The organism is Streptomyces sp. NPDC088794, from assembly GCF_044750545.1.
Taxonomy (GTDB): Bacteria; Actinomycetota; Actinomycetes; order Streptomycetales; family Streptomycetaceae; genus Streptomyces.
Map to the genome: position 1 here is coordinate 498,172 of NZ_JBIVKB010000005.1, position 25,264 is coordinate 523,435.

The window sequence follows — 25,264 nt, forward strand, 5'->3', positions numbered from 1 at the left end:
TCCTTCTCAACGTGTTTCTGAGCAGTGGATACTAGTTTCCTCATTGTGGAACTTCAATGGTTTGTTGATATCGAGATTCTTCGGATCGAGGGAACGTGGCGCTCAGTGCCACCGTGATCACTCAAGGTGGGCCGCTCACTCAAGGTGGACCAGGTCGGCCTCGGTGTCGATGTCGTACGGCTCGGCCACGTCCCCGCACTCGACGAGCGTGATCGCTTCCTCGTGCGCCTTGAGGTAGGCGCGCGCACCGCGGTCCCCGGTCGCGCTCGCCGCGACACCGGCCCAGTGGGCGGCCCCGAACAGCACGGGATGGCCGCGCGCACCGTCGTACGCCGCCGAGACCAGCGACGTACGGTCCCGGTGGGCCGCCAGCACACGGGCGACGGCCGCCGGACCGATCCCGGGCTGGTCGACCAGTGAGACCAGTACGCCCGACGCGCCCGTCCCGGCGAGCGAGTCGAGCCCCGCCCGCAGTGAACCGCCCATGCCCTCGGCCCAGTCAGGGTTGTCCACCAGGACGCAGCCCGACAGATCGGCACGCGCGCGTACGTCCGCCGCCCGCGCGCCGAGCACCACGTGCACGCGCGCGCAGCCGGCGGCGCGCAACACCCCGACCGCGTGTTCGACGAGCGGCCGGCCCCGGTGTTCGAGCAGCGCCTTGGGCCGCCCGCCGAGCCGCCGGCCGCCGCCCGCGGCGAGCAGAAGTGCGATCACGCCGTCTTCTTTCTCCGTCATGCGTCCTGCATACCCGAGGCCGTTCCCGACCCCCTACCCGACGCCCGCGCGAGTGCCCGGTTTCCAACGGTTGAATTTCGGTCCGCGCAGTGGCGCGCCCCGCATCGGGTGGCGTTTACTGACCCGCGTCTCCCGGCGCCCGACCAACGCCACGGGGGAGCTCGGCAGGACCACGACGTAGAGGCGCACAACGGCGTGCGCGGGGGGAGAGCTGTGTTGCGGAGCTTGGGGCAGAGACCAGTGACCGGCAGCGGTGAGGACCCGAGAGTGGCGGGACTGCGGACCGCCGTGTCCCGGCTGCGCCGCCAACTCGCCACGCACCCCGCGGAGTTCCCCGACCGGGGCATCGCCGAGGACGAACTCGCCGCCCTCGCCGCGATGACGATCGACGGCACCCCCGAGATCCCGCGGCTGCGCCGCTCCCTGTTACTCATCGCGGGATCGATCGGATCGGTCAGCGCGCTGGCCCGGGGACTGTCGGACGTACGGGACGCGGTGGAGCTGTTCGGCGAGCCGCCGCGCGGGCGGGACTGAGGACCGTCTCCCGGGTCACCGTACGCGTGCCCCGGTCACCGTGCGCCTTCCCCGGTCACCGTGCGCGCAGCCGGTCCAGGGCCGACTGGCTCTCCTCGTCCGCGGCGCGGTAGATCACCAGCAGCTGGTCGGGGTCCTGGAGCGGCTTGAGGGTTTCGAACTGCACGGTGATCACACCGACTTCGGGGTGCCGCATCACCTTGCGTCCGCGCCCGCTGACCTTGACGTCCTGCTCGGCCCACAACCGCGCGAAGTCCTCGTCACCGGCGCTGAATTGGGCGATGAGACCGGTCAGCGCCCGGTCGTCCGGGTGTGCGGCCCACGCGGCGCGCAGATGGGCGATCCCTTCGCGCACCACGCGTTCGCGATCGAGGTAGAGCTCACGGACCCGCGGGTGCATCAGGCACAGCCACATCGAATTGCGCTGCGCCCGCGGCAGGGTGTCGAAATCCACCAGCAGTCCCGCCATTTCGCCGTTCCAGGCCAGGATGTCGTAGTGGTGGTTCAGGAGCATGGCCGGCAGCGGTGACAGGTCGGCGACCAACCGGGCCAGCGGCTGTGCCGCGGCGGTGGCGAGCCTGTCGGCGTCGCGCGGGCGCCGCACGGTCAGGTCGAAGAGGTAGGCGCGCTCGTCGGGGGCCAGGCGCAGCGCCCGGGCCAGCGCCTCCACCACGTCCGCGGAGGGCCGCAGCCCACGCGCCTGTTCCAGCCGTACGACGTAGTCGACGCTGACCCCCGCCAGTTCGGCGACCTCCTCGCGGCGCAGCCCCGGGGTCCGCCGGGACCGCCGACGCGCCGGCAGCCCGAAGTCCCGCGGATCCAGGCGTTCCCGCCGGGTTCTCAGGAACGCGGCCAGCTCCTGGTTCCTGTCCACCGTGGAGATCGTCATGATCGGTCCAACAGCCAGGGTAGGACGGCTCTTCCCAGGATCGTCCTTCCCTTACCCCTGCCTCGCCGCGGTCACAGACTCGCTGTCGACAACGGATCACAAGCAGGAGGACACGATGTCGCTCACTCTCGACAGCCACCGGCTGCTCGGCCGCTCCGGGCTGCGGGTCTCACCCCTCGCGCTGGGCACGGCGACCTTCGGCACCGAGTCCGGCTGGGGCGCCGACAAGGACGAGGCACGCAAGCTGTTCGACACCTACGTCGAGCGCGGCGGCAACTTCCTCGACACCGCCAACACCTACACCGACGGCAGCTCCGAGCGTCAGCTGGGCGAGTTCACCCGCGACCACCGCGAGAGCCTTGTGCTGGCGACGAAGTACACGACGCTGCGCCGGCCCGGCGACCCGAACTCCGCGGGAAGCCACCGCAAGAGCATGTTCGCCTCGGTGGAGGCCAGTCTCCGGCGGCTGAACACGGACTACCTCGATCTTCTCCACCTGCATGTGTGGGACTTCGCCACGCCGGTCGAGGAGATCCTGCGCGGCATGGACGACCTGGTCCGGCAGGGCAAGGTCCTGTACGTGGCGATCTCCAACACGCCGGCCTGGCAGATCTCGCGCATGCAGGCGATCGCCGACCTGCGCGGCTGGTCGCCGCTGGTCGGACTGCAGATCGAGTACAACCTCGTCAACCGGGCCGCGGAACGCGATCTCATCCCCATGGCACGGGAGATGGGGCTGGGCGTCACGCCGTACTCACCGCTGGCGGGCGGCCTGCTCACCGGCAAGTACCGCCGCGCCGACCTGACCGCGACGACGGCCGCGCCAGGGGAGAGCACCCGCAAGAGCTTCAACGCCGGCCTGGGCATGGTCACCGAGCGCAACCTCGCGATCGCCGACGTGGTGAAGGAGATCGCCACGGAACTGGGCCGCACACCCGCGCAGGTCGGGCTCGCCTGGACCCTGCGGCAGCCGGGCGTGACGGCACCGATCATCGGGGCCCGCACCGTCGAGCAACTGGAGGGCAATCTGGGCGCGTTGGAGGTCGAGTTCACCGCCGCCCAGTCGGCCCGCCTCGACGAGGCGAGCGTGATCGAACTCGGCTACCCGCACGACCTGCTCGCCAGTGATCACATCCGCAGGGTGACCCGGGGCGACCTGAAGATCGAAGCCCGCGGCTGACACCCGACCGAGCCGGTCTCAGAACCTGCGGCCCGGGAACCGGCCCCGGTAGCCCGGGTTTCCGGTCCGATGCTCGAACTCCCCGCAGAGCCAGGTCTCCTGGACGAACTCGGTGCGCGACTGCCAGACCGTGAGGATGCCGTGCGGCCCGTGCTTGCCGTCGACCAGCCGGTAGAGGTCCTTGACATCACGGAAGCAGGCGAGCCCGCCCATCAGGCTGTGGCCGACGGGGTGGTAGTCGGACCACGCGCACGAGACGCACGCCTTGAGCCGTGCCGCGCGCGGCAGTTGACGCTGGACCTCGTGCAGCGCGTCCTCGAAGTCGTCCTGGCCGTTCGCGTTGCGGTACTCGCGCCCGTCGAGACGCAGCGTGGTGGTCAACGTCTCGGCGTCCAGGCCCTTCCCCGGTCCGGCCGGCGCCCCGAGCCGCAGTGCGCAGTGCAGCACCGCAGGGCGCACCCCGCTGCCTCTGACCTCGACCGGTATGGGCACCTCCCACTCCAGGAGGCACTCGCACAGCCCCCCGTCGAAGAACGAGAACGCCTGCTCGGGCGGCTCGCCGCTCAGCGCGCCCAGGTCGGCCACGCTGTCGCTCTCGAAAAGGACACCCCGGATCGTCGTACGGATCATGTCCCGGCCGTCCGACTCGAAGACGATGTCCTCCGAGCCGTGCCGGTCGGTGTACCGGCCGGGCCAGTACGCCGGTTCGGTCATGCCTGGGCCTGGCTGGCCAGCGCCTCCGACAACTCCCCGGCCACCTGCTGGAGCACCGGCACGATCTTGTCCGTCGCCGCCTCTGTGACCCGGCCCGCCGGGCCCGAGATCGAAATGGCGGCGGCGGTGGGGGAGTTGGGCACGGAGACCGCGAGGCAGCGGACGCCGACCTCCTGCTCGTTGTCGTCGACCGCGTAGCCGAGGTCGCGCACCTCCGCGAGGGCGGCCAGGAAGCCGTCGGGCGTCGTGATCGTCTTCTCCGTCGCGGCGGGCATGCCGGTACGGGAGAGCAGGGCGCGCACCTCGTCGTCGGGGACGTCGGCGAGCAGGGCCTTGCCGACGCCCGTGGAGTGCGGCAGGACGCGCCGGCCGACCTCGGTGAACATGCGCATCGAGTGCTTGGACGGCACCTGGGCGACGTAGACGATCTCGTCCCCGTCCAGCAGCGCCATGTTCGCCGTCTCGCCGGTCTCCTCGACGAGGCGGGCCAGATACGGGCGGGCCCAGGTGCCGAGCAGGCGCGAGGCGGACTCGCCGAGGCGGATCAGACGCGGACCGAGCGCGTACCGGCGATTGGCCTGCTGGCGGACGTAACCGCAGGCCACGAGCGTCCGCATGAGACGGTGGATGGTGGGCAGCGGCAGCCCGCTGCTCGCGGAGAGCTCGCTGAGCCCGACCTCGCCGCCCGCGTCGGCCATCCGTTCCAGCAGATCGAAGGCGCGCTCCAGTGACTGGACCCCACCGGTCGTGGACTTGGTGGAGTCGGTGGTGCTGGCGCTGGACGTCGGCACGGCGCGTTCCTTTCGGGACTGGCAGGAAGGGCTGAAGCCTACCCGTCGGTCGGTTGACTCCCTGGTGGTGCGTAGCTACGTTCTGCTTTCCGGAAGTCTAATTCCGCTTTGTGGAAACGTCCAGAGTGTGCGCCCAGGCATCCTTGTCGACAAGTGTGCCCTTGACGGCTCGGGAGCGGGAGTGAAGACTCCTTCAACAGAAAGTTGAATTCCGTTACGCGGAAGTAAACGCCGGCAGAGAGGGGCCCGGGTGTCCGACGTAGAACTGGTGCTGCGCTCGACGCGCGTCATCACACCCGAGGGGACACGCGCCGCCTCGGTCGCGGTCGCCTCCGGCACGATCACGGCCGTCCTCCCGTACGACGCCGAAGTGCCCTCCGGCGCCCGGCTGGAGGACCTCGGCGACGACGTCCTGCTGCCCGGCCTGGTCGACACGCACGTGCACGTCAACGACCCCGGCCGCACCGAGTGGGAGGGCTTCTGGACCGCCACGCGCGCGGCGGCGGCCGGCGGCATCACCACCCTCGTCGACATGCCCCTCAACTCCCTCCCGCCGACCACGACGGTCGACAACCTCCGTACGAAGCAGGCGGTCGCCGCCGCCAAGGCCCATGTCGACGTCGGCTTCTGGGGCGGCGCCCTGCCCGACAACGTCAAGGACCTGCGCCCGCTGCACGAGGCCGGCGTCTTCGGCTTCAAGGCGTTCCTGTCGCCGTCCGGCGTGGACGAGTTCCCGCACCTGGACCAGGAGCGACTCGCCCTGTCCCTGGCCGAGATCGCCTCCTTCGGCGGCCTGCTCATCGTGCACGCCGAGGACCCGCACCACCTGGACGCGGCCCCGCAGCAGGGCGGCCCGAAGTACGCCGACTTCCTCGCGTCGCGGCCACGGGACGCGGAGGACACGGCGATCGCCCAACTCATCGCCCAGGCGAGGCGGTTGGACGCACGCGTGCACGTGCTGCACCTGTCCTCGTCCGACGCGCTGCCCCTGATCGCCGCCGCGAAGGCCGACGGCGTGCGCCTCACCGTCGAGACCTGCCCGCACTACCTCACCCTCACCGCCGAGGAAGTCCCGGACGGGGCCAGCGAGTTCAAGTGCTGCCCGCCCATCCGTGAGTCGGCCAACCAGGACCTGCTGTGGCAGGCGCTGGCCGACGGCACGATCGATTGCGTGGTCACCGACCACTCGCCGTCCACGGCCGACCTGAAGACCGACGACTTCGCGACCGCCTGGGGCGGCATCTCCGGGCTCCAGCTGAGCCTCGCGGCGGTGTGGACGGAGGCCCGCAAGCGGGGTCACGGCCTGGAGGACGTGGTCCGCTGGATGTCGTCAAGGACGGCCGGACTGGTGGGACTTGACCGCAAGGGCGCCATCGAGCCGGGCCGCGACGCCGACTTCGCGGTCCTCGCACCCGACGAGACGTTCACCGTGGACCCGGCGGCCCTCCAGCACCGCAACCGCGTCACCGCGTACGCGGGCAAGACCCTGCACGGCGTCGTGAAGTCCACCTGGCTGCGCGGCCGACGCATCGTCACGGACGGCGAGTTCACCGATCCGAAGGGACAACTGCTGACCCGTACCCCCTGATTCACCGCACCCGCAGCGGCCGACCCTCGAAAGGACACCAGATCATCGTGACGGCGCAGAGCCAGTCTTCCTCGGCTTCCTCGACTCACTTCACCGGCGACGCGAACCCCTACGGAGGCGGCGACCCGTACGCGGACTACCGCACCGCCGACCTCCCCTTCACCCAGTACGCCAACCTCGCCGACCGGCGGCTCGGTGCCGGTGTGATCGCCGCCAACGACGAGTTCTTCGCCCAGCGCGAGAACCTCCTGGTGCCCGAGCGGGCCGAGTTCGACCCCGAGCACTTCGGGCACAAGGGCAAGATCATGGACGGCTGGGAGACGCGCCGTCGCCGTGGCGCCTCGGCCGAGCACCCGTGGCCGACGGTCGAGGACCACGACTGGGCGCTGGTGCGCCTGGGCGCGCCGGGTGTCATCCGCGGGATCGTCGTCGACACGGCCCACTTCCGCGGCAACTACCCCCAGGCCGTGTCGGTCGAGGGCGCGTCCGTGGCGGGTTCCCCGTCGCCGGAACAGTTGCTGTCGGACGACGTGAAGTGGACGACCCTCGTGCCGCGCACGCCGGTCGGCGGGCACGCGGAGAATGGTTTCTCCGTCTCGGCCGAGCAGCGCTTCACCCACCTCCGTGTCAACCAGCACCCCGACGGGGGCATCGCCCGCCTGCGCGTGTACGGCGAGGTCGTCCCGGACCCCAACTGGCTTGCCGTCCTGGGCACGTTCGACGTCGTCGCCCTGGAGAACGGCGGCCGGGCCGAGGACGCGTCGAACCTCTTCTACTCCCCGGCGAGCAACACCATCCAGCCGGGCCGCTCGCGCAAGATGGACGACGGCTGGGAGACCCGGCGCCGCCGCGACCAGGGCAACGACTGGATCCGCTACCGCCTCGCCGCCCAGTCCCGGATCCGCGCGATCGAGATCGACACGGCGTACCTGAAGGGCAACAGCGCGGGCTGGGCGTCGGTCTCGGTGCGGGACGGCGAGGGCGGCGCGGAAGGCGGGGACGACGGCTGGACGGAGATCCTCCCGCGCACCCGCCTCCAGCCCGACACCAACCACCGCTTCGTCCTATCGACCCCGGCCATCGGCACCCACGCACGCGTGGACATCTATCCCGACGGCGGGATCTCGCGGCTGCGGTTGTTCGGGTCGCTGACGGATGCGGGGGCGACGAGCCTGGCGGCCCGCCATCGGGAGTTGGGCGGCTGACGGGTGTCTCTCAGACGCTGGCCGGCATCTTTCAGCCCGTCCGGCGTTTGAGGACGAGGCCGTCCAGGCCGAAGCGGGGGTCTGGGGGCGGCAGCCCCCAGAAGGCGGCCACCGCAACGCGGGCCGTACCCCGGCCGACCGCCGGAGGCTCACGCCGCGTGCCCTCCGTCCACCGAGAACTCCGCCCCCGTGACATAGTCCGCCCCCGCCAGATACGCCACCGTGGTCGCCACCTCGTCCGCCGTCCCGAAGCGGCCGAGGGCCGTCATGGCGGCCTGTGCGGGGGCGTACGGGCCGTCGGCCGGGTTCATGTCGGTGTCGGTCGGGCCGGGGTGGACGATGTTCGCGGTGATCCCGCGGGCGCCCAGCTCGCGGGCGAGGGCCTTGGTCAGGCCGATCAGCGCCGACTTGCTCGTCGCGTACAGGGTGCCGCCGGGACCGGGGACCCGCTGCGTCATGCACGTGCCGATCGTGATGATCCGGCCGCCCGCCGGCATCCGCGCGGCGGCCGCCTGCGAGGTCAGGAACACGCCCCGGACGTTCACCGCCAGCACCCGGTCCACGTCGGCGAGCGAGAGGCCCTCCAGCGGGCCCAGCACGCCCACGCCCACGTTGTTCACCAGCACGTCGAGCCCGCCCAGCTCCTCGGCCGTACGCTCCACCGCGCCGGCCGCCTCCGCCGGATCCGCCGAGTCCGCACGCAGGGCCACCGCCCGCCGCCCGAGCGCCTCGACCCGTCGTACGACGTCCTCGGCCGCCTCCTTGCCGCTCACGTAGGTCAGGGCCACGTCCGCGCCCTCCCGCGCGAGCCGTACCGCCGTGGCCGCGCCGATGCCACGGCTGCCGCCGGTGATCAGGGCGACCTTGTTGTCGAGGGTTGCGTGAGCCGTGCTCTGTGTCGTCGTCATGAGTCCATCCCAGCCGTCCCGAGCCCCTGGTACCGGCGGCCAACGGACACCGAGGTCGCGCGGCCGGAATCGTATGGCCGGGACCCGACGATCGAAGCCGTATGGGCGGAACCATTCGCTCCACCTCACGCGTTGTGAGGGGCGTGACTCTTCAGCAAGAGATTGTCGGCAACGCCATGCAGATGGCGGTCGTCAGCCTGCGCCCCGGTCAGACCGTGTACTGCGAGGCGGGCAAGTTCCTGTTCAAGACGACGAACGTGACCATGGAGACCCGCCTCTCCGGTCCGTCGAACAGCGGCGGCGGTCAGCCCCAGGGCGCCGGCGGCGGCATGGGCGGCATGCTCCGCCAGGCCATGGGCACGGCCATGCAGGTCGGCCAGCGCGCCCTCGCGGGCGAGTCGCTGGCGTTCCAGTACTTCACCTCCCAGGGCGGCGAGGGCACGGTCGGCTTCGCGGGCGTGCTGCCTGGCGAGATGCGCGCCCTGGAGCTCGACGGCACGCGCGCGTGGTTCGCCGAGAAGGACGCGTTCGTGGCGGCCGAGTCGAGCGTCGACTTCGGCATCGCCTTCCAGGGCGGCCGCACCGGCATGAGCGGCGGCGAGGGCTTCGTCCTGGAGAAGTTCACCGGGCAGGGCACGGTGATCATCGCCGGCGCGGGCAACTTCATCGACCTCAACCCGGCCGACTTCGGCGGCCGTATCGAGGTCGACACGGGCTGCGTCGTCGCCTTCGAGGAGGGCATCCAGTACGGCGTCCAGCGCGTCGGCGGCCTCAACCGCCAGGGCCTGATGAACGCCGTCTTCGGCGGCGAGGGCCTGTCCCTGGCGACCCTTGAGGGCAACGGCCAGGTGATCCTGCAGTCCCTCACCATCGAGAGCCTGGCCAACGCCCTCAAGAAGGCGCAGGGCGGCGACAAGCAGGGTCCGACGGGCGGCCTCTTCTCGACGCACGCCGGCTAGGCCGATGAGTTGCGGGGGTCCGCGGGGTCTGAGGTGATGACAACAGACCCCGCACCAGGAAGCAGGCACCAGCCATGGGCAAGCTCGTCTCCACGATCTTCGTCACCCTCGACGGCGTCTACCAGGCTCCCGGCGGCCCCTCGGAGGATCCCCGGGGCGGCTTCGAGCACGGCGGCTGGAGTTTCCCGTTCGGCGACGACGACTTCGGCCGGTTCGTCACCGAGGTCTTCGAACGCCCCGGCGCGTTCCTCCTCGGCCGCCGCACGTACGACATCTTCGCCTCGCACTGGCCGAAGGTGACCGACCCCGCGGACCCGATCGCGGCCAAGCTCAACGCCCTGTCGAAGTACGTCCCCTCGTCCACCCTGACCGACCCCGCCTGGTCCGGCACCACCGTCCTGGACGGCGACCTCGCCAAGGAGGTCACGGCCCTCAAGGAACGCACCGACGGCGAGGTCCAGGTCCACGGCAGCGGCGCCCTCGTCCAGTCCCTGCTCGCCCTCGACCTGGTCGACACCCTCCACCTGCTGACCTTCCCGGTCGTCCTCGGCTCCGGCTTCCGCCTCTTCGCGGAGGGCGCGCTACCGACGAGGTTCACGCACACGGGCGGCACCATCACCACGACCGGCGTCTCGATCCAGTCCTACGACCTGGCGGGCCGCCCGGAGTACGGCTCGTACGAACTCCCGGACAACGCCTGACGGCGACCTGGGGCGATGCCCGCGGGCCGTGTCAGTCCCAGCCGCCGAGCAGCCCGGAACTCAGCTGCGCGGTGCACAGGTTGTACCCGCCGGACGCGTGCCCCTTCTTCGAGTGGCCCTCGACGGTGACCGAGCAGTTGATGTCACCGGAGCCCTGGAGCTGGGCCGTGACGTTGTAGTAGAGCGCGTCCTTGTTCAGGGGCAGCGTGGCCTCGAACTTGCCGTTCGCGAACGTGCCCTTGCGGTTGTCGGAGTCCGAGCCGTAGGTGATGTCCAGCGGACCGAGGGCACCGGCGGGTGCGGTACCCCACACCTTGAAGACGACGACCTGATTCTCGGCCTTCTTCTCGTTGTTCTCCGCCGTGTTCGCAGCCGCCGGCTTGTCCTTCTTCGGCGTGGAGGCGGTCGGCTCGACGTCGTTGGAGCCGCTGGAGTCCTTCGAATCGGAGCCGTTGCTGAGCAGCGCTCCGATGACGCCGAACAGGACGATGACGCCCACCAGGCCGAGGCAGCCGAAGCCCACGATCTTCCCCACCCCTCTCTTCTTCGGCGGCTGCGGCTGGAAGGGCGGCTGCCCGTACGGCTGCTGCGGTCCGCCCCATCCGGGCTGCTGTGGGTCCTGCGGGTGGCTCATGGTTCCTCCTGGCACATGCCGCGTTGAATGCGAGGTGTGTGACATGCGGAGGAGCCGTGTGGTTGCCGCGAATCGGTGCCAGCCACTCGATCGTGTTGAAAAGGCCCGTATCCACCCCGTGGCGTCAAGACGAGAGGATGCTTGTGGGGGCCGTATGGGGACCTGCGGCACCACGTTAACTCGCGGAAAACTCATCGGACTTGACGGGAAAATCTCCGGAGTTGTCATTGACATGCCACTGTCTACGCGCGTCATCATGGAGGGCATGAGATTCCCCCCACGAATCACCCGCATCGGTGCCGCTGCCGCCGTCCTGTCCGCACTTCTGGTCGGCGGCACGGTCTCCGTCACCACGGCGGACGCCGCCGCGGCCTCGGTCGGCAGCATCTGCTACAGCGACCTGCCGTCCCAGGCGTACGACACGCTGGACCTGATCGACGCGGGCGGGCCCTTCCCGTACTCGCAGGACGGCACCGTCTTCCGGAACCAGGAAGGCGTGCTGCCCAGTCAGTCGTCCGGCTACTACCACGAGTACACGGTCAAGACGCCGGGCTCGTCCACCCGCGGAGCCAAGCGCATCGTCACCGGTCAGCGGTCCCAGGAGGACTACTACACCGCGGACCACTACGTCACCTTCGACCTGATCAACTTCGGCTGCTGAGCGACTTCCCCCGCTCGGCCGTCGTCGAGGGAACAGCGCGACCGGCCGGCAGCCCGGTCCGCGGTCAGCCGGACTTCCGACTCTCCGCGGCGGCGAACAGCGCGATCGCCAACACCACCAGTGCGACGCTCGCGTAGACCCCGTAGCCGTCGAGGAAACCGAGCTTCTGCACGAGGCCCACATGCCAGTGGGTGAACTCGTGCAGCAGGCCCATCACACCCTGCACCAGCGCGAGAAGACCGAGAAGTTCCAGCAGCTGTTTCATGGCACCACCCTCGCCCCGCGGTCCCCCCACCCACATCGGCCGCGGGGCGAGGCATGTCCGCCGCAGGATGGTCCTTGACGCCGACGGGCGCGCCGAAAGTCCATGGTGGCGAGACTTTGGTCGCCGATCTCGTACGGAAGGCGGTGGCCCGGCCCCACCGCGCATAGATTTGTCGACTGTGAGTTCAGACAAGCCGGCCCCCGCACCGCAGACGATCACCGGCCGCAGATGGCTGTTCCCGTCCGCCGTGCTCCACGACCTCGATCCGGACGCCACGGCGGCAGGGCGCCGACCGCGGCGCACGGCACGCGACTGGGTGGTCGACTTCAGCTCCTTCCTGCTTGCCGCGGCGATCGGCATCGCGGGCGCGCAGAGCGTGGCCGACGACCCGAGACTCTCGTCCGGCCTCATCGCCCTCGACCAACTGGTCGGCGCACTCGCCTGCGCCGCCCTCTGGTGGCGCAGGCGCTGGCCGGTAGGCCTCGCCGTCGCCATGATCCCTGTGGGCCTGCTGTCCAACACCGCGGGCGGCGCGTCCATGGTCGCGCTGTTCACCGTCGCCGTGCACCGGCCGTTTCGCTATGTGGCCTGGATCGGCGGCGTTCAACTCGTCCTGATCCCGTTCTTCTTCTGGCTGCGCCCCGACCCCGACCTGCCCTACGCGGGCATCGTCGCCTTCACGACCCTGCTCACCGTCACGGTCATCGGCTGGGGCATGTTCGTACGGTCGAAGCGGCAGCTGATGGTCAGCCTGCGCGACCGCGCACAGCGCGCCGAGACCGAGGCACGACTGCGCGCGGAACAGGCGCAACGCCTCGCGCGCGAGGCCATCGCGCGGGAGATGCACGACGTCCTCGCCCACCGGCTGACGCTGCTGAGCGTGCACGCGGGCGCCCTGGAGTTCCGCCCCGACGCACCCCGCGAGGAGATCGCGCGGGCGGCCGGTGTCATCCGGGAGAGCGCCCACGAGGCGCTGCAGGACCTGCGGGAGATCATCGGTGTACTGCGCGCGGGCGAGAACGAGGAGAGCGGGCGGCCCCAGCCGACGCTCGCCGCGATCTCCGCGCTCGTCGCCGAATCGTGCGAGGCCGGTATGAAGGTCGTCCTCGACAACCGCGTCGGCGACCCCACCGCCGTCCCCGCCTCCGTCGGCCGTACCGCGTACCGCATCGCCCAGGAGGGCCTGACCAACGCCCGCAAGCACGCGCCCGGCACGGAGGTCACGGTCTGCGTCACCGGCGCGCCGGGGGAGGGGCTCGCGGTGACCGTGCACAACCCCGCCCCCGAGGGCGACGTACCGGCCGTCCCCGGCTCGGGACAGGGCCTGATCGGCCTCACCGAGCGGGCGACGCTGGCCGGCGGACGGCTGGAGCACGGGACCGGGGAGGACGGCGGGTTCCGGGTGCGGGCCTGGCTGCCGTGGGGGTGAGGGCGGTCCCCGAGAGGGGCATGGAGCGCGGAATGCGTTCCCGGAGGGGCATGGAGCGCCGAACGCGGTCCCGGAGGGGCATGGGGCGCCGAATGCGGTCCCGCCGAGCCGGCGTCCGCCTTCCCGGCGCGCATCCACCCTCCGACCTCGCGTCCACTTTCCAAACCCGCCTCCACGCGCGCGTGTTGACCGGAGCGGTGGTCCCGTCCACACCCGTGCCCTGCGCCCGGCGCAACCGTGATTACGTAGGCCCATGACTGCGATCAGACTGCTCCTCGTCGACGACGACCCGCTGGTGCGGGCGGGCCTGTCCCTGATGCTGGGCGGCGCCGACGACATCGAGGTCGTCGGCGAGGCCGCGGACGGCAGCGAGGTCGAGGCCCTCGTCGACCGCACCCGGCCGGACGTCGTCCTCATGGACATCCGGATGCCGACGGTGGACGGGCTCACGGCCACGGAGCGGTTGCGCACCCGCAAGGACGCGCCGCAGGTCATCGTCCTCACCACCTTCCACGGCGACGAACAGGTGCTGCGTGCCCTGCGCGCGGGCGCCGCCGGATTCGTCCTCAAGGACACGCCCCCCAAGGAGATCGTCGAGGCGGTACGGCGGGTCGCGGCCGGCGACCCCGTCCTGTCGCCCGCCGTCACCCGCCGGCTGGTGGAGCACGCCGTGGGGAACGCCGCCGACACCCGCCGCGCACGCGCGCGTGAACGGATCTCCGTCCTCAACGACCGCGAACGCGAGGTCGCCGTCGCCGTCGGCCGGGGTCTCTCCAACGCCGAGATCGCCGCCCAGCTCTTCATGAGCGTCGCCACCGTCAAGACCCACGTCTCCCGCATCCTCGCCAAGCTGGACCTCAACAACCGTGTGCAGGTCGCGTTGCTGGTGTACGACGCGGGACTCCTGGAGGAGTCGGGAGAAGGCGGCAACTAGCGGACAGGGACGGCGAGGTGGGCACTCGCGGCGGACCCCGGACGTTCTCGTTGCGGAAGGACGGGGGAGCCCATGGTGGAAGTGATCGACCTGGGGGAGTTCGGGGACGGGTTCCGAAGCGACCCGCATCCCGTGTACGCGCGGCTGCGCGAGAGCGGACCGGTGCACCGGGTGCGGCTGCCCGTGCCCGACGAGCACCACGAGACCTGGCTGGTCGTCGGGTACGAGGAGGCGCGCGCGGCGCTCGCCGACCCGCGGCTCGCCAAGGACGCCACCAGGATCGGGGTGCGGTTCCTCGACGAGGAGCTGATCGGCAAGAACCTGCTGACCACCGACCCGCCCCAGCACACGCGCCTGCGCTCGCTGGTCTCCCGGGCCTTCACCATGCGCCGGGTGGAGGAACTGCGGCCCAGGATCCAGCAGATCACCGACGAACTCCTCGACGCGATGCTGCCGCTCGGCCGGGCCGACCTCGTGGACTCCTTCGCGTACCCGCTGCCGATCACCGTCATCTGCGAGCTGCTCGGCGTGCCCGAGATGGACCGCACCGCGTTCCGGAAGATCTCCAACGAGGCGATCGTGCCCACCGATTCGGGCAGCGAGCACGAGGCGTTCGTACGGCTCGCCGACTACCTCACCGAGCTGATCGAGGACAAGCGCTGCGCGGGGCCGAGCGGCGACCTGCTCAGCGACCTGATCCGCACCACCGCCGAGGACGGCGACCGGCTCTCCCCGAGCGAACTGCGCGGCATGGCCTTCGTGTTGCTCATCGCGGGCCACGAGACGACGGTGAACCTGATCACCAACGCCGTGCACGCCCTGCTCACCCACCCGGACCAACTCGCCGCGCTGCGCGCCGACATGAGCCTCGTCGACGGCACGGTCGAGGAGACGCTGCGCTACGAGGGACCGGTGGAGAACGCGACGTTCCGTTTCGCCGTGGAGTCCTTCGACATAGGCGGCACGCACATCGAGAAAGGCGACGCGGTGATGGTCGGCCTCACCGCGGCCGACCGCGACGGACTGCGCTACCCCGCCCCCGACCGCTTCGACATCCGCCGCGACACCCGCGGTCATGTGGCCTTCGGCCACGGCATCCACTTCTGCCTGGGCGCTCCACTGGCCCGCCTGGAGGGCCGTACGGCGATACGGACCCTGCTGGAACGGGCCCCGGACCTCGCCCTCGACGGCCCGCCCGGCGAGTGGCTGCCGGGAATGCTGATGCGAGGGGTGCGCAGCCTGCCGGTGCGCTGGTAGGGCTCCCGGCACGGGCGCGGGGTGGTTGCGACGAGCGGCGCCCGGCTGCCCACCCGACCCCGCTACGGATCACCTGTACGCCGACTCGGTCCAGCCCGGGATCTCCGCCAGGACGACCTGTCTGCGGTCCCGTCTGGACACCTCGCAGGCCTCGGCGATGCGCAGCGCCTGGAGGGCCTCGCGCCCGTCGCAGGGGTTCGCCCGGCGCCCGAGCACGACCTCGACGAACGCGGACAGCTCGGCCTCGTAGGCGGGTCCGAAGCGCTCCAGGAAGCCGGCCCACGGCTTGTCCGCGGCCGGTGGCCCGGTCGGCTCCGTGGAGGCGATCGGTGTCCGGTCGTCCAGCCCGACGACGATCTGGTCGAGCTCCCCGGCCAGCTCCATGCGGACGTCGTACCCCGCGCCGTTCAGCCGTGTCGCGGTGGCCGTGGCGAGTGTGCCGTCGTCGAGCCGCAGCAGCGCGGCGCCGGTGTCGATGTCGCCCGCCTCGCGGAACATCGAGGGACCGGCGTCGGACCCGGCCGCGTAGACGTCGACGACCTCGTGGCCGGTCACCCAGCGCAGGATGTCGAAGTCGTGGATCAGCGTGTCCCGGTACAGCCCGCCGGACAGCGGCAGCCACGAGGCGGCGGGCGGGGCCTGGTCACTGGTGAGCGCCCGGACGGTGTGCAGCCGCCCGAGCCGCCCCGAGCGCACGGCCTCCCGCGCGCCCGTGTAGCCCGCGTCGAAGCGGCGCTGGAACCCCATCTGAAGAATCGTCCCGGCGGTTTCGACCTCGGCGATCGCGCTTAACGTGCCGGGCAGATCGAGCGCGATCGGCTTCTCGCAGAACACCGGCAGACCCGAGCGCGCCGCCCGGCCGATCAGTTCGGCGTGCGCCGACGTCGCCGTCGTGATCACCACGGCGTCCACGCCCCACCGGAAGATCTCGTCCACCCCCGGCGCCGCGGTCTCCCCGAGGCGGAACGCGAGTTCCTGGGCCCGTGCCGGATCCACGTCCGTGAGGATCAAGGAACCGACCTCGCGATGACGGCTGAGCGTGTTCGCGTGGATGGTGCCGATGCGGCCCGTACCGATGACCCCGATGCGCATGGAACAAAACATGGGGGTCAGGACCGTACGCTGTCAATGCGTATGTCCGGACAATCGAACTACACAACTTCCCGTCAACAACGCACAGAGCTACGCTCGGCCCGTGCCGAAACCAGAAGTGGACCCCACCGTGTCGCTCGACCTCAGCGTGGACCGGAGTTCCCCGGTGCCGCTGTACTTCCAGCTGTCCCAGCAGCTGGAGGCCGCGATCGAACACGGAGCGCTCACCCCCGGCAGCCTGCTGGGCAACGAGATCGAGCTGGCCGGCCGGCTGGGGTTGTCCCGGCCCACCGTCCGCCAGGCCATCCAGTCGCTCGTCGACAAGGGTCTGCTGGTGCGCCGCCGAGGCGTCGGTACGCAGGTCGTGCACAGCCAGGTCAAGCGCCCGCTGGAACTGAGCAGCCTCTACGACGACCTGGAGGCGGCAGGACAGCGCCCCGCGACGAAAGTACTGGTCAACGCCATCGTCCCGGCGACCGCCGAGATCGCCGCCGCCCTGGGCGTGGCCGAGGACAGTGACGTGCACCGGGTGGAGCGGCTGCGGCTGGCGCACGGCGAGCCGATGGCGTACCTCTGCAACTTCATCCCGCCCGGCCTGCTCGACCTGAACACCGACCAGCTGGAGGCCACCGGCCTCTACCGCATGATGCGTGCCGTCGGCATCACCCTGCACAGCGCCCGCCAGACCATCGGCGCCCGGGCCGCCACCGCCGCCGAGGCCGACCGCCTGGCCGAGCCGGAGGGCGCCCCCCTCCTCACCATGCAACGCGTCACCTTCGACGACACGGGCCGAGCGGTGGAGTTCGGCACCCACACGTACCGCCCGACGCGCTATTCGTTCGAGTTCCAGTTGCTCGTGCGGTCCTGAGGTCGCCCTATGCCCTGCGGTTAGTTCTAATGTCAGTACATTTGAGCGCCGTCGGCTGTATGCCGAGAAGGGGCGCGGGGAACTGCGCGACAAGCCACGACGAACCGGCACCCGGCACACCTCGCGCACCCCCCATCGCTCCCCCGTACAGCACTGTGAGTCACGGTGAGGCAGAATCAGGCGTTGATGAGCACCTACGGCAACTTCACCGCCCCCATAGGCTCCCGCCGCGCGCCGGCGCTACGCACGGTCGGCACCAGGGAGCGCAGGTCACACCTGACCGCCCCCCGCGTCCCCACCGTCGGCATCGACATCGGTGGCACCAAGGTGATGGCCGGCGTCGTGGACGCCGACGGCAACATCTTGGAGAAGCTCCGCGCGGAGACGCCGGACAAGTCCAAGAGCCCCAAGGTCGTCGAGGACACCATCGTCGAACTGGTCCTGGACCTGTCCGACCGCCACGACGTGCACGCGGTGGGCATCGGCGCGGCCGGCTGGGTCGACGCCGACCGCAACCGCATCCTGTTCGCGCCGCACCTCTCCTGGCGCAACGAGCCGCTGCGCGACCGCCTCGCCGGCCGCCTCGCGGTGCCCGTCCTGGTCGACAACGACGCCAACTCCGCCGCCTGGGCCGAGTGGCGCTTCGGCGCCGGCCGTGGCGAGGACCACCTGGTCATGATCACGCTGGGCACCGGTATCGGCGGCGCCATACTGGAGGACGGCCAGGTCAAGCGGGGCAAGTACGGCGTCGCGGGCGAGTTCGGCCATATGCAGGTCGTGCCCGGCGGCCACCGCTGCCCGTGCGGCAACCGCGGCTGCTGGGAGCAGTACAGCTCCGGCAACGCGCTGGTCCGCGAGGCCAAGGAGCTGGCCGCCGCCGACTCCCCGGTCGCCTACGGGATCATCGAGCACGTCAAGGGCAACATCGACGACATCACCGGCCCGATGATCACCGAGCTGGCCCGCGAGGGCGACGCGATGTGCATCGAGCTGCTCCAGGACATCGGTCAGTGGCTCGGCGTCGGCATCGCCAACCTGGCCGCCGCCCTGGACCCCTCCTGCTTCGTCATCGGCGGCGGCGTCAGCGCGGCCGACGACCTGCTGATCGGCCCCGCGCGCGACGCGTTCAAGCGCCAGCTCACCGGCCGCGGCTACCGCCCCGAGGCACGCATCGCCCGCGCCCAGCTGGGCCCCGAGGCCGGCATGGTCGGCGCCGCCGACCTGGCCCGCCTGGTCGCCCGCCGCTTCCGCCGCGCCAACCGCCGCCGGGTCGAGCGGCACGAGCGCTACGAGCGTTACGTCCAGGCCCGCCGTTCGACCAGGGACACCGCGTGACGGCATCGCTGCCGCGTCAGGCGGCACCCCCCGACGAACCGTCCGGACCGGTCGAGGACCGCCGCCACAAGATCCGTCGGCGGGCCATCACCCTGCTCATCATCGTGCTGCTGATCGGCGTCCCGGCCGGCTACCTGGTGATCTCCGCCGACCAGAGCCGGCAGAGCGGCAAGGACAAGGAGGCCAAGTACTCCGCGACCGGCCTCACCGAGGGCTGGCCCTCGAAGGTCCAGCGCCGCCTGTACGAGGTACCGATCCCGCACCCGTCGAACCAGGTCGCCTACTACGAGACGAACAACTGGAAGACCAGCCGTCTCTACGCCCAGTTCCAGACCACGAACGCGGGCCTGGACGCCTTCCTCCAGGAGATGGGCGTCGCCCGCACCGACCTGAAGAAGGGCGACGTCACCATCGGCGCCCGCGACCGGAAGGTCACCGGCTGGAAGTTCTCGGGCCCCGGCTCCCGCGGCGGCGACTACTTCGGGCTCGTCCACCGGCAGAAGAACCCGAAGCCGACGCAGGACGTGGTCGTGAACACGTACAACGCGACGTACCCGATGGTGTACGTCGTCTCCCGCGCGGTGCCGTAGCCCCCGGGCCCCGGCCGGTCGCCGGGGCCGATTGTCAGAGGCCGCCCGTAGAGTCGAAGACGTCTGATCCGACACACGGGCGGGAGGTGACAGGTCGCATGAGCGACACGGCTGCGGTGGCCGAGCGGACGGGGGCGAAGATCCCTCTCCGGCTGGCGGCCGTCTTCCTGCCCGCACCCCTGCCGCGCGACGGACGGGTCGCCTTCTGGGACCCGGAGGGCGGCGAGCTGCCCGCCGCCGCGGACACCGAACTCACGGTCGTACGACCGCACGGCGCGAGCGTACGGCGCAGGACCGCGCCCGCCCTCACCCTCCCCGTCGGCGAGGCCCTGCCCCTCCTCGTGCGGGCCCGGCGCGACCCGGCCGCCCACCCCGCCACCGCCTGCTGGGGCGCGGCCACGCTGCACGCGCTGCGGCTCACCGCGCGCGGCCGGCTGCTGCCCGGGCTGACGGCCACCGGTCATGACGCCTGGCGGGCGGGCCCCTTGGACCAGACCGACATCGCGCACCTCAGGGCGGTCGCCGCGGCCCTGCCGTACGAGGGCCACGCGGTCCCGTTGCCCGGGGCCGGCCCGCTTCGGCTGCCCGAGCCCGAGGCGCTGATGCGCTCCTTCCTGGACGCGGTCGCGGACACGCTGCCCCGCACCCCCGCCGCGCCGTACGTCTCCGGCCGCCCCTTCGCGGACCGCCGCCCGCAGCGCCTGCCGGACGCGCTGGACTGGGCCGCCGAGGTCGCCGCCGGCATGGACGCGGGCGTGCGCGTCTCGCTCCGGCTCGACCTGTCCGCGTACGAGCTGTTCGACGGGGGCGAGCGGGTGCGCACCGCGGGCGCGGCGATCGTCCAGGTGCACAGCCTCGCCGACCCCACCCTCGTCGTCGACGCGGCGGCGCTGTGGGCGGGCGAGGCGGACGCGGCGTTCGGGCCCCGCGCGCGCGTGGACGCGGCCCTCGCCGTGCGGCGCGCGGCCCGCATCTGGCCGCCCCTCGACCGGCTCGCCGAGCAGGACGTGCCGGCCGTACTGGCCCTGTCCGACGAGGAGTTGGGCGACCTGCTCGGCGTGGCGGCGACCCGGCTCGCGGCGGCCGGCGTCGCGGTGCACTGGCCCCGGGACCTCGCGCAGGACCTCTCGGCGGCCGCGGTGGTCCGGTCGGCCCCCGGCTCGGCGACCGACGGCACGGGCTTCTTCGAGAGCGAGGAACTCCTCCAGTTCCGCTGGCAGTTGGCCCTGGGCGGCGACCCGCTCAGCGAGGCCGAGATGGACGCGCTGGCCGAGGCGCACCGGCCGGTCGTGCGGTTGCGGGACCAGTGGGTGCTCGTCGATCCGGCCCTGGTCCGCAAGGCCCGCAAGCGCGAGCTGGGCCTGCTCGACCCGGTCGACGCCCTCTCCGTCGCGCTCACCGGCAGCGCCGAGGTGGACGGCGAGACCGTCGAGGCGGTGCCGGTCGGCGCCCTGGCCGCCCTGCGCGACCGCCTGACGACCGGGGTGCTCCCGGCCGAGCCCCCGCCCGGACTCGACGCCCGGCTGCGGGACTACCAACTCCGGGGCCTGGCCTGGCTGGACCTCATGACCACCCTGGGCCTCGGCGGCTGCCTCGCCGACGACATGGGCCTCGGCAAGACGATCACCCTCATCGCCCTGCACCTCAAACGCGCGCGCAGCGAGCCGACGTTGGTGATCTGCCCGGCCTCCCTGCTGGGCAACTGGCAGCGGGAGATCACCCGTTTCGCCCCCGGCGTCCCCGTCCGCCGCTTCCACGGCCCGGACCGCTCGCTGGACGAGGTGACCGGCGGCTTCGTCCTGACGACGTACGGCACCATGCGCACGGCTGCACCGCGGCTTGCCGAGCAGCGCTGGGGCATGGTCGTCGCGGACGAGGCGCAGCACGTCAAGAACCCCTACTCGGCGACGGCGAAGGCCCTGCGCACGATCCCGTCCCCCGCGCGCGTGGCCCTCACCGGCACACCGGTGGAGAACAACCTTTCCGAACTGTGGGCCCTCCTCGACTGGACGACCCCGGGACTCCTCGGCCCCCTGAAGTCCTTCCGTGCCCGGCACGCGCGCGCGGTGGAGAACGGCGAGGACGAGGAGGCGGTGACCCGCCTGGCGCGTCTGGTCCGTCCCTTCCTCCTGCGCCGCAAGAAGTCCGACCCCGGCATCGTCCCCGAACTGCCGCCCAAGACGGAGACGGACCACCCGGTGCCGCTCACCCGCGAACAGGCCGCCCTGTACGAGGCGGTGGTGCGGGAGTCCATGCTGGCCATCGAGACCACCGAGGGCATCGCCCGCCGCGGCCTGGTGCTGAAGCTCCTCGGCGCGCTGAAGCAGATCTGCGACCACCCCGCGCTGTACCTGAAGGAGGACGCGCGCGTCGACGGACTGCTCGCCCGCTCCGGCAAACTCGCCCTGCTCGACGAGCTGTTGGACACGGTGCTGGCCGAGGACGGCTCGGCGATCGTCTTCACGCAGTACGTCGGGATGGCCCGGCTGATCACCTCCCACCTGGGCGCCCGCGCGGTCCCCGTCGAGCTCCTCCACGGCGGCACGCCGGTGCCGGAGCGCGAACGCATGGTGGACCGTTTCCAGGACGGGGCGACACCGGTCCTCGTCCTGTCCCTCAAGGCCGCGGGCACCGGCCTGAACCTCACCCGCGCGGGCCACGTCGTCCACTTCGACCGCTGGTGGAACCCGGCGGTGGAGGAGCAGGCCACCGACCGCGCCTACCGCATCGGCCAGACCCAGCCCGTCCAGGTGCACCGCCTCATCACCGAGGGAACGGTCGAGGACCGCATCGCCGAGATGCTGGAGGCCAAGCGCGCCCTGGCCGACGCGATCCTCGGCTCCGGCGAGTCGGCCCTCACGGAACTGACCGACCGCGAGCTGTCCGACCTGGTGTCCCTGCGGAGGCCGTCATGACCCCCAGCCCCGCCGACAAGGTGCGGATCGCGCTGCGGGCGGCGCGCGAGGAGCGGGAAGCGCGGGAGGCGGCCCCTTCCGAGGAGCCCCAGCCGCAGCCCCAGCCGCCGCCCCAGTCGCAGCCCGGGACGGAGCCGGAACCGGTCGCTCCCGACCCCGCTCCGGACGCCGAGGCGGCACGGCCCGGCGCCGCCGCCCGGGAGGCGCTGCGGCAGGCGGTCTCCGCCAAGCGCGGCCTGGGGGAGGGCGATCCGGAGTTGGTCGCGGACGCCGACGGCGATGCCGACGCCAACGCCGCGGAGTCGACCGGTGTGGAGGCGGCCGACGCGGAGGTGGCCGTCGTACCGCCCCCGACCTCGGACGCCTCGGCCGGCAGCCCCACGCCGGCACGCGCCCCGGGTACGCGTCCCGCCGATGCCGTGCGCGAGGCCCTTCGGGCCGCCCGCAGCGAAGCGAAGCAGGCCCGGATGGAAGCCGGGCAGACGGGAGCCGAGATCGCCGCGCGTCGGCAACGTCATCCCGCGCCCCCGTCCACGAGCCGCCGGTCCACCGGCGTACAGGCGCGTGATGTGCGGGAGTTGCTCGCCGGGGCCTTCCGTATGCCCGATGACGAGCCGGAGTACGGCGACGGTGAGACGGAGCGCGACTCCAACGACCGGACGGACAGGGCGAGTTCGGAACTCCGACAGGACCCGGACCGTGCCGCGCCCCCGCCCGAAGCCTTCACCTCCAACTCGGCCGCACCCCTCGCTCCCGACCCCGCCGCACCCCTCCTCCTCCGCTCGATGGCCGCCCCCACCCGCGACGGCGACCTGCGGCGCACCTTCCCGGCGCTCCCCAACCGCCCTGAGGTCGAGGCCGGTACGGGCGCCGGCTTCGCGGAGACGTGGTGGGGTAATGCGTGGGTCACCGCCTTGGAGGAGGGCGCGCTGGACGTCAAGCGGCTGGTGCGCGGGCGGGGTTACGCCGCGCAGGGGCATGTGGACGCCATCACCGTGACGCCAGGGCTCGTCCTCGCGTACGTGCAGGGCAGCCGGCCGCGCCCGTACCGCGTGCAGGTGCGGCTGCGCACGCTGTCCGACCAGGACTGGGAGCTGTTCCTGGACGCCGCCGCCGAGCGCCCGGGGCACATCGCGGCGCTGCTGGACAAGGAGTTGCCCCACTCGCTCGCCGACTGCGGGGTGCCGCTGCTGCCCGAGGCGGGCGATCTCGAACCGCACTGCAGCTGCCCCGACCGCGGCCACCCCTGCAAACACGCCGCCGCCCTCTGCTACCAGACGGCCCGGCTGCTCGACGCCGACCCCTTCGTTCTGCTCCTGCTGCGCGGGCGCGGTGAGCGCGAGTTGCTCGACGCGCTCTCCCGGCTGAGCGCCACCCGGGCGGCCCGTGCCGCGCGGGAGCAGGAACCCGCACCCGTGCCCGGCGTGCGCGCCAGTGAGGCCATTGCCCGGCGCGAACTCCCGCGTCTGCCACACCCGTTGCCCGGGCCGGCGCATCCCGAACAGCCCCCGGTCTATCCGGCGGCACCGGGCGGCCCGGACCCCTTCGCGCTGGACCAGTTGGCGACCGACGCGGCAGCGCGCGCCCATGCCCTGCTCAGCACCGGCCGCGACCCGGTGGCGGAGCTGACGCTGTGGCAGGACGCGGTCCGGCTGGCCGCCGCCCGCCCCGGCTCCGGCCTCACCGCGGGCACCCGCGCGCTCTACGCCTCCCTCGCCAAGGCCGCCGACCGCACCCCGGCCGACCTGGCACGCGCGGTCGCCGCCTGGCGGCAGGGCGGGCTCGAAGGACTCGCCGTCCTGGAGGAGCCCTGGGACCCACCGGCCGGCCGCTTCGACCGGGCCCGCCCCCTCCTCCTCGCCGCCGACCTCCCCGCGTTCCGCCCGTGGCACAACCACCTCACCCATCCCCGCGGCCACGTCCAGCTCCGCCTGGGCCGCGACGGCCTCTGGTACGCCTACGAATCCGAACCGGGCGACGACGACTGGTGGCCCCGAGGCACCCCCGACCTCGATCCGGTGGGCGCGCTGACGGGCCTGGGCTCACCGAACGACCTCTGACCGGGTCCCTGGTGACATCGACGAAGCGGCATGGACGATAAGCAGTGCGGCGGCCACCACCGTGCCCCCGCGCCACCAGGACGACCGGGTGTTCCGCGCGCGCAGAGACGGGCCGGGATTCCGGGTGGAGGAATCCGGACCGGAGCCCCGGGAGTACGCCCTCGACACGCTCGACGAACTGGCCCGTCACGTCGTCGAGTTCTTCACCTCCCGCTGACCCGGTCCTGTCGGTCGAGTGAGCACGAAGGCCCCACCGGAGCGACGTCCACGTCACTCCGGTGGGGCCTCCGGCATGGTGCGACGCAAGGGAACCCGAAGAGGATCACATAGCGTCGGTCGACGGCCTCATGGCGTCGGCCGCGGGCATGGTGCGCTCAACATCCGTTCCTGTTCGGCCACTTGCCCCGATCGCCTCCCTGCGACGTCCGATACTCGACGCACCGGACAGACGGGGAGCCGCATGACGAATCCGTACAGGAAGCACGGCCGGACAGCAGCCGTGGCTTTGACGGCCTTCGTGGCCGTGGTCGCTCCGACCGCGACCCCGGCCGCCGCGGCAGGTGACCTCAGGACCCTGGTCTCCCTCGTCAACAGCGAGCGTGCGAAGGCCGGTTGCGCGGCGTTGACGGTCGACCGGAAGCTCGGCAGGGCCGCCCGGGGCCACAGCAGGGACATGGCCGCGCACGGGAGGCTCTCCCACCGTGGCTCCGACGGGTCGACCCTGGTGGACCGGTACGCACGGGTCGGCTACGCCTGGAGCGCGGGCGGCGAGAACATAGCTTCCGGCTATCCCACGCCGCAGGCCGTCATGGCCGGCTGGATGGACAGCGACCGGCACCGGGCGAACCTGCTGAACTGCCGGTTCAAGGAGATCGGCGTCGGCCGTGCCGGCCCCGGCGACTACTGGACACAGGACTTCGGCACGGCCCGCTAGGACCCGAAGCCGTGGTGAACGGCTCCTCCACGGCGGCGTACAGGATCTTCGCGAGCCCGCCACAACATGGGATGCCTTGCGCGGGG

The 25,264-nt window shown here is 71.8% G+C and carries 25 protein-coding genes; 17 read left to right on the forward strand and 8 right to left on the reverse strand.

The window, feature by feature from the left end:
* Positions 1-135 precede the first annotated feature (135 nt).
* A complete protein-coding gene (locus tag ACIP6U_RS17845) occupies positions 136-735 on the reverse strand; it encodes an NTP transferase domain-containing protein (RefSeq protein WP_401718227.1) in 600 nt (199 codons plus the stop codon).
* 240 nt (positions 736-975) lie between these two features.
* Here ACIP6U_RS17845 and ACIP6U_RS17850 point away from each other — a divergent pair, with 240 nt between their 5' ends.
* The gene (locus ACIP6U_RS17850; protein WP_401718540.1) at positions 976-1,269 is read left to right on the forward strand and encodes a DUF5955 family protein; all 294 of its coding nucleotides are present in this window, start codon (positions 976-978) and stop codon (positions 1,267-1,269) included.
* 55 nt (positions 1,270-1,324) lie between these two features.
* Here the strand turns inward: ACIP6U_RS17850 and ACIP6U_RS17855 are convergent, their stop codons facing one another.
* A complete protein-coding gene (locus ACIP6U_RS17855) occupies positions 1,325-2,158 on the reverse strand; it encodes a helix-turn-helix transcriptional regulator (RefSeq protein WP_401718229.1) in 834 nt (277 codons plus the stop codon).
* A gap of 115 nt (positions 2,159-2,273) precedes the next feature.
* On the opposite strand from ACIP6U_RS17855, the gene ACIP6U_RS17860 reads away from it, so the two are divergent.
* Positions 2,274-3,338 carry an aldo/keto reductase gene (locus ACIP6U_RS17860; RefSeq protein WP_401718231.1) on the forward strand — a complete coding sequence of 355 codons (1,065 nt, stop codon included), beginning with the start codon at positions 2,274-2,276 and terminating at the stop codon, positions 3,336-3,338.
* 18 nt (positions 3,339-3,356) lie between these two features.
* On the opposite strand, the gene ACIP6U_RS17865 is transcribed toward ACIP6U_RS17860, so the two are convergent.
* Positions 3,357-4,052 (reverse strand): DUF6304 family protein, encoded by a 696-nt coding sequence (locus ACIP6U_RS17865; protein ID WP_401718234.1) that lies wholly within the window; start codon positions 4,050-4,052, stop codon positions 3,357-3,359.
* On the reverse strand, positions 4,049-4,843 hold the full coding sequence (locus tag ACIP6U_RS17870) for an IclR family transcriptional regulator (protein WP_401718237.1): 795 nt from the start codon (positions 4,841-4,843) through the stop codon (positions 4,049-4,051). The genes ACIP6U_RS17865 and ACIP6U_RS17870 overlap by 4 nt, the downstream gene beginning before the upstream one ends.
* Positions 4,844-5,093: 250 nt before the next feature.
* Between ACIP6U_RS17870 and allB the strand changes: the two genes are divergently transcribed.
* Together allB and alc are read left to right on the forward strand one after the other, a co-directional pair.
* The gene (gene allB / locus ACIP6U_RS17875) at positions 5,094-6,431 is read left to right on the forward strand and encodes an allantoinase AllB (protein ID WP_401718240.1); all 1,338 of its coding nucleotides are present in this window, start codon (positions 5,094-5,096) and stop codon (positions 6,429-6,431) included.
* A gap of 47 nt (positions 6,432-6,478) precedes the next feature.
* Positions 6,479-7,636 carry an allantoicase gene (gene alc, locus ACIP6U_RS17880; protein WP_401718243.1) on the forward strand — a complete coding sequence of 386 codons (1,158 nt, stop codon included), beginning with the start codon at positions 6,479-6,481 and terminating at the stop codon, positions 7,634-7,636.
* 149 nt (positions 7,637-7,785) lie between these two features.
* Here alc and ACIP6U_RS17885 read toward each other — a convergent pair whose 3' ends face one another.
* Positions 7,786-8,544, reverse strand: coding sequence for an SDR family oxidoreductase (locus tag ACIP6U_RS17885; protein ID WP_401718245.1), 759 nt, complete (start codon positions 8,542-8,544; stop codon positions 7,786-7,788).
* A 143-nt stretch (positions 8,545-8,687) separates the two neighbouring features.
* Here ACIP6U_RS17885 and ACIP6U_RS17890 point away from each other — a divergent pair, with 143 nt between their 5' ends.
* On the forward strand, positions 8,688-9,503 hold the full coding sequence (locus ACIP6U_RS17890; RefSeq protein ID WP_401718247.1) for an AIM24 family protein: 816 nt from the start codon (positions 8,688-8,690) through the stop codon (positions 9,501-9,503).
* A gap of 74 nt (positions 9,504-9,577) precedes the next feature.
* The gene (locus tag ACIP6U_RS17895) at positions 9,578-10,204 is read left to right on the forward strand and encodes a dihydrofolate reductase family protein (RefSeq protein ID WP_401718249.1); all 627 of its coding nucleotides are present in this window, start codon (positions 9,578-9,580) and stop codon (positions 10,202-10,204) included.
* 31 nt (positions 10,205-10,235) lie between these two features.
* Here ACIP6U_RS17895 and ACIP6U_RS17900 read toward each other — a convergent pair whose 3' ends face one another.
* Complete coding sequence (locus tag ACIP6U_RS17900; RefSeq protein ID WP_401718252.1) at positions 10,236-10,838, reverse strand: hypothetical protein; 603 nt, start codon at positions 10,836-10,838, stop codon at positions 10,236-10,238.
* A 265-nt stretch (positions 10,839-11,103) separates the two neighbouring features.
* Between ACIP6U_RS17900 and ACIP6U_RS17905 the strand changes: the two genes are divergently transcribed.
* A complete protein-coding gene (locus ACIP6U_RS17905; protein ID WP_401718255.1) occupies positions 11,104-11,499 on the forward strand; it encodes a ribonuclease domain-containing protein in 396 nt (131 codons plus the stop codon).
* Positions 11,500-11,563: 64 nt separating this feature from the next.
* Here ACIP6U_RS17905 and ACIP6U_RS17910 read toward each other — a convergent pair whose 3' ends face one another.
* Positions 11,564-11,764 (reverse strand): hypothetical protein, encoded by a 201-nt coding sequence (locus ACIP6U_RS17910; RefSeq protein ID WP_401718258.1) that lies wholly within the window; start codon positions 11,762-11,764, stop codon positions 11,564-11,566.
* A gap of 169 nt (positions 11,765-11,933) precedes the next feature.
* On the opposite strand from ACIP6U_RS17910, the gene ACIP6U_RS17915 reads away from it, so the two are divergent.
* The 3 genes from ACIP6U_RS17915 (at position 11,934) to ACIP6U_RS17925 (ending at position 15,384) form a co-directional block, all read left to right on the forward strand.
* Positions 11,934-13,193 (forward strand): sensor histidine kinase, encoded by a 1,260-nt coding sequence (locus ACIP6U_RS17915; RefSeq protein ID WP_401718260.1) that lies wholly within the window; start codon positions 11,934-11,936, stop codon positions 13,191-13,193.
* A 253-nt stretch (positions 13,194-13,446) separates the two neighbouring features.
* Positions 13,447-14,127 carry a response regulator gene (locus ACIP6U_RS17920; RefSeq protein ID WP_401718263.1) on the forward strand — a complete coding sequence of 227 codons (681 nt, stop codon included), beginning with the start codon at positions 13,447-13,449 and terminating at the stop codon, positions 14,125-14,127.
* A 72-nt stretch (positions 14,128-14,199) separates the two neighbouring features.
* The gene (locus tag ACIP6U_RS17925; RefSeq protein WP_401718266.1) at positions 14,200-15,384 is read left to right on the forward strand and encodes a cytochrome P450; all 1,185 of its coding nucleotides are present in this window, start codon (positions 14,200-14,202) and stop codon (positions 15,382-15,384) included.
* Positions 15,385-15,453: 69 nt separating this feature from the next.
* On the opposite strand, the gene ACIP6U_RS17930 is transcribed toward ACIP6U_RS17925, so the two are convergent.
* Positions 15,454-16,476 (reverse strand): Gfo/Idh/MocA family oxidoreductase, encoded by a 1,023-nt coding sequence (locus ACIP6U_RS17930; protein WP_401718269.1) that lies wholly within the window; start codon positions 16,474-16,476, stop codon positions 15,454-15,456.
* 130 nt (positions 16,477-16,606) lie between these two features.
* Here ACIP6U_RS17930 and ACIP6U_RS17935 point away from each other — a divergent pair, with 130 nt between their 5' ends.
* From ACIP6U_RS17935 to ACIP6U_RS17965, 7 genes are all read left to right on the forward strand, one after another.
* On the forward strand, positions 16,607-17,344 hold the full coding sequence (locus tag ACIP6U_RS17935) for a GntR family transcriptional regulator (RefSeq protein WP_124002276.1): 738 nt from the start codon (positions 16,607-16,609) through the stop codon (positions 17,342-17,344).
* Positions 17,345-17,530: 186 nt separating this feature from the next.
* On the forward strand, positions 17,531-18,679 hold the full coding sequence (locus ACIP6U_RS17940) for an ROK family glucokinase (protein WP_124001679.1): 1,149 nt from the start codon (positions 17,531-17,533) through the stop codon (positions 18,677-18,679).
* Entirely contained in the window at positions 18,676-19,269 is a 594-nt protein-coding gene (locus ACIP6U_RS17945) for a sugar kinase (protein WP_401718272.1), read from the forward strand. The genes ACIP6U_RS17940 and ACIP6U_RS17945 overlap by 4 nt, the downstream gene beginning before the upstream one ends.
* Positions 19,270-19,367: 98 nt before the next feature.
* A complete protein-coding gene (locus ACIP6U_RS17950; RefSeq protein ID WP_401718275.1) occupies positions 19,368-22,184 on the forward strand; it encodes an SNF2-related protein in 2,817 nt (938 codons plus the stop codon).
* Entirely contained in the window at positions 22,181-24,244 is a 2,064-nt protein-coding gene (locus ACIP6U_RS17955) for an SWIM zinc finger family protein (RefSeq protein WP_401718278.1), read from the forward strand. The genes ACIP6U_RS17950 and ACIP6U_RS17955 overlap by 4 nt, the downstream gene beginning before the upstream one ends.
* 61 nt (positions 24,245-24,305) lie before the next feature.
* Positions 24,306-24,461: a hypothetical protein gene (locus ACIP6U_RS17960; RefSeq protein WP_401718281.1), complete on the forward strand. Its 156-nt coding sequence runs from the start codon at positions 24,306-24,308 to the stop codon at positions 24,459-24,461.
* Positions 24,462-24,704: 243 nt separating this feature from the next.
* A complete protein-coding gene (locus ACIP6U_RS17965) occupies positions 24,705-25,178 on the forward strand; it encodes a CAP domain-containing protein (protein WP_401718283.1) in 474 nt (157 codons plus the stop codon).
* Positions 25,179-25,264 lie beyond the last annotated feature (86 nt).

Excerpts from the sequence above, each read along its gene's own strand:
- ACIP6U_RS17910 (WP_401718258.1), bottom strand. The coding sequence starts at position 11,764 with ATGAAACAGCTGCTGGAACTTCTCGGTCTTCTCGCGCTGGTGCAGGGT.
- ACIP6U_RS17845 (WP_401718227.1), bottom strand. The coding sequence starts at position 735 with ATGACGGAGAAAGAAGACGGCGTGATCGCACTTCTGCTCGCCGCGGGC.
- ACIP6U_RS17895 (WP_401718249.1), top strand. The coding sequence starts at position 9,578 with ATGGGCAAGCTCGTCTCCACGATCTTCGTCACCCTCGACGGCGTCTAC.
- ACIP6U_RS17900 (WP_401718252.1), bottom strand. The coding sequence starts at position 10,838 with ATGAGCCACCCGCAGGACCCACAGCAGCCCGGATGGGGCGGACCGCAG.
- ACIP6U_RS17965 (WP_401718283.1), top strand. The coding sequence starts at position 24,705 with ATGACGAATCCGTACAGGAAGCACGGCCGGACAGCAGCCGTGGCTTTG.
- ACIP6U_RS17855 (WP_401718229.1), bottom strand. The coding sequence starts at position 2,158 with ATGACGATCTCCACGGTGGACAGGAACCAGGAGCTGGCCGCGTTCCTG.
- ACIP6U_RS17905 (WP_401718255.1), top strand. The coding sequence starts at position 11,104 with ATGAGATTCCCCCCACGAATCACCCGCATCGGTGCCGCTGCCGCCGTC.
- ACIP6U_RS17930 (WP_401718269.1), bottom strand. The coding sequence starts at position 16,476 with ATGCGCATCGGGGTCATCGGTACGGGCCGCATCGGCACCATCCACGCG.
- ACIP6U_RS17955 (WP_401718278.1), top strand. The coding sequence starts at position 22,181 with ATGACCCCCAGCCCCGCCGACAAGGTGCGGATCGCGCTGCGGGCGGCG.
- ACIP6U_RS17860 (WP_401718231.1), top strand. The coding sequence starts at position 2,274 with ATGTCGCTCACTCTCGACAGCCACCGGCTGCTCGGCCGCTCCGGGCTG.
- ACIP6U_RS17885 (WP_401718245.1), bottom strand. The coding sequence starts at position 8,544 with ATGACGACGACACAGAGCACGGCTCACGCAACCCTCGACAACAAGGTC.
- ACIP6U_RS17950 (WP_401718275.1), top strand. The coding sequence starts at position 19,368 with ATGAGCGACACGGCTGCGGTGGCCGAGCGGACGGGGGCGAAGATCCCT.
- ACIP6U_RS17920 (WP_401718263.1), top strand. The coding sequence starts at position 13,447 with ATGACTGCGATCAGACTGCTCCTCGTCGACGACGACCCGCTGGTGCGG.
- ACIP6U_RS17865 (WP_401718234.1), bottom strand. The coding sequence starts at position 4,052 with ATGACCGAACCGGCGTACTGGCCCGGCCGGTACACCGACCGGCACGGC.
- ACIP6U_RS17925 (WP_401718266.1), top strand. The coding sequence starts at position 14,200 with ATGGTGGAAGTGATCGACCTGGGGGAGTTCGGGGACGGGTTCCGAAGC.
- ACIP6U_RS17940 (WP_124001679.1), top strand. The coding sequence starts at position 17,531 with ATGAGCACCTACGGCAACTTCACCGCCCCCATAGGCTCCCGCCGCGCG.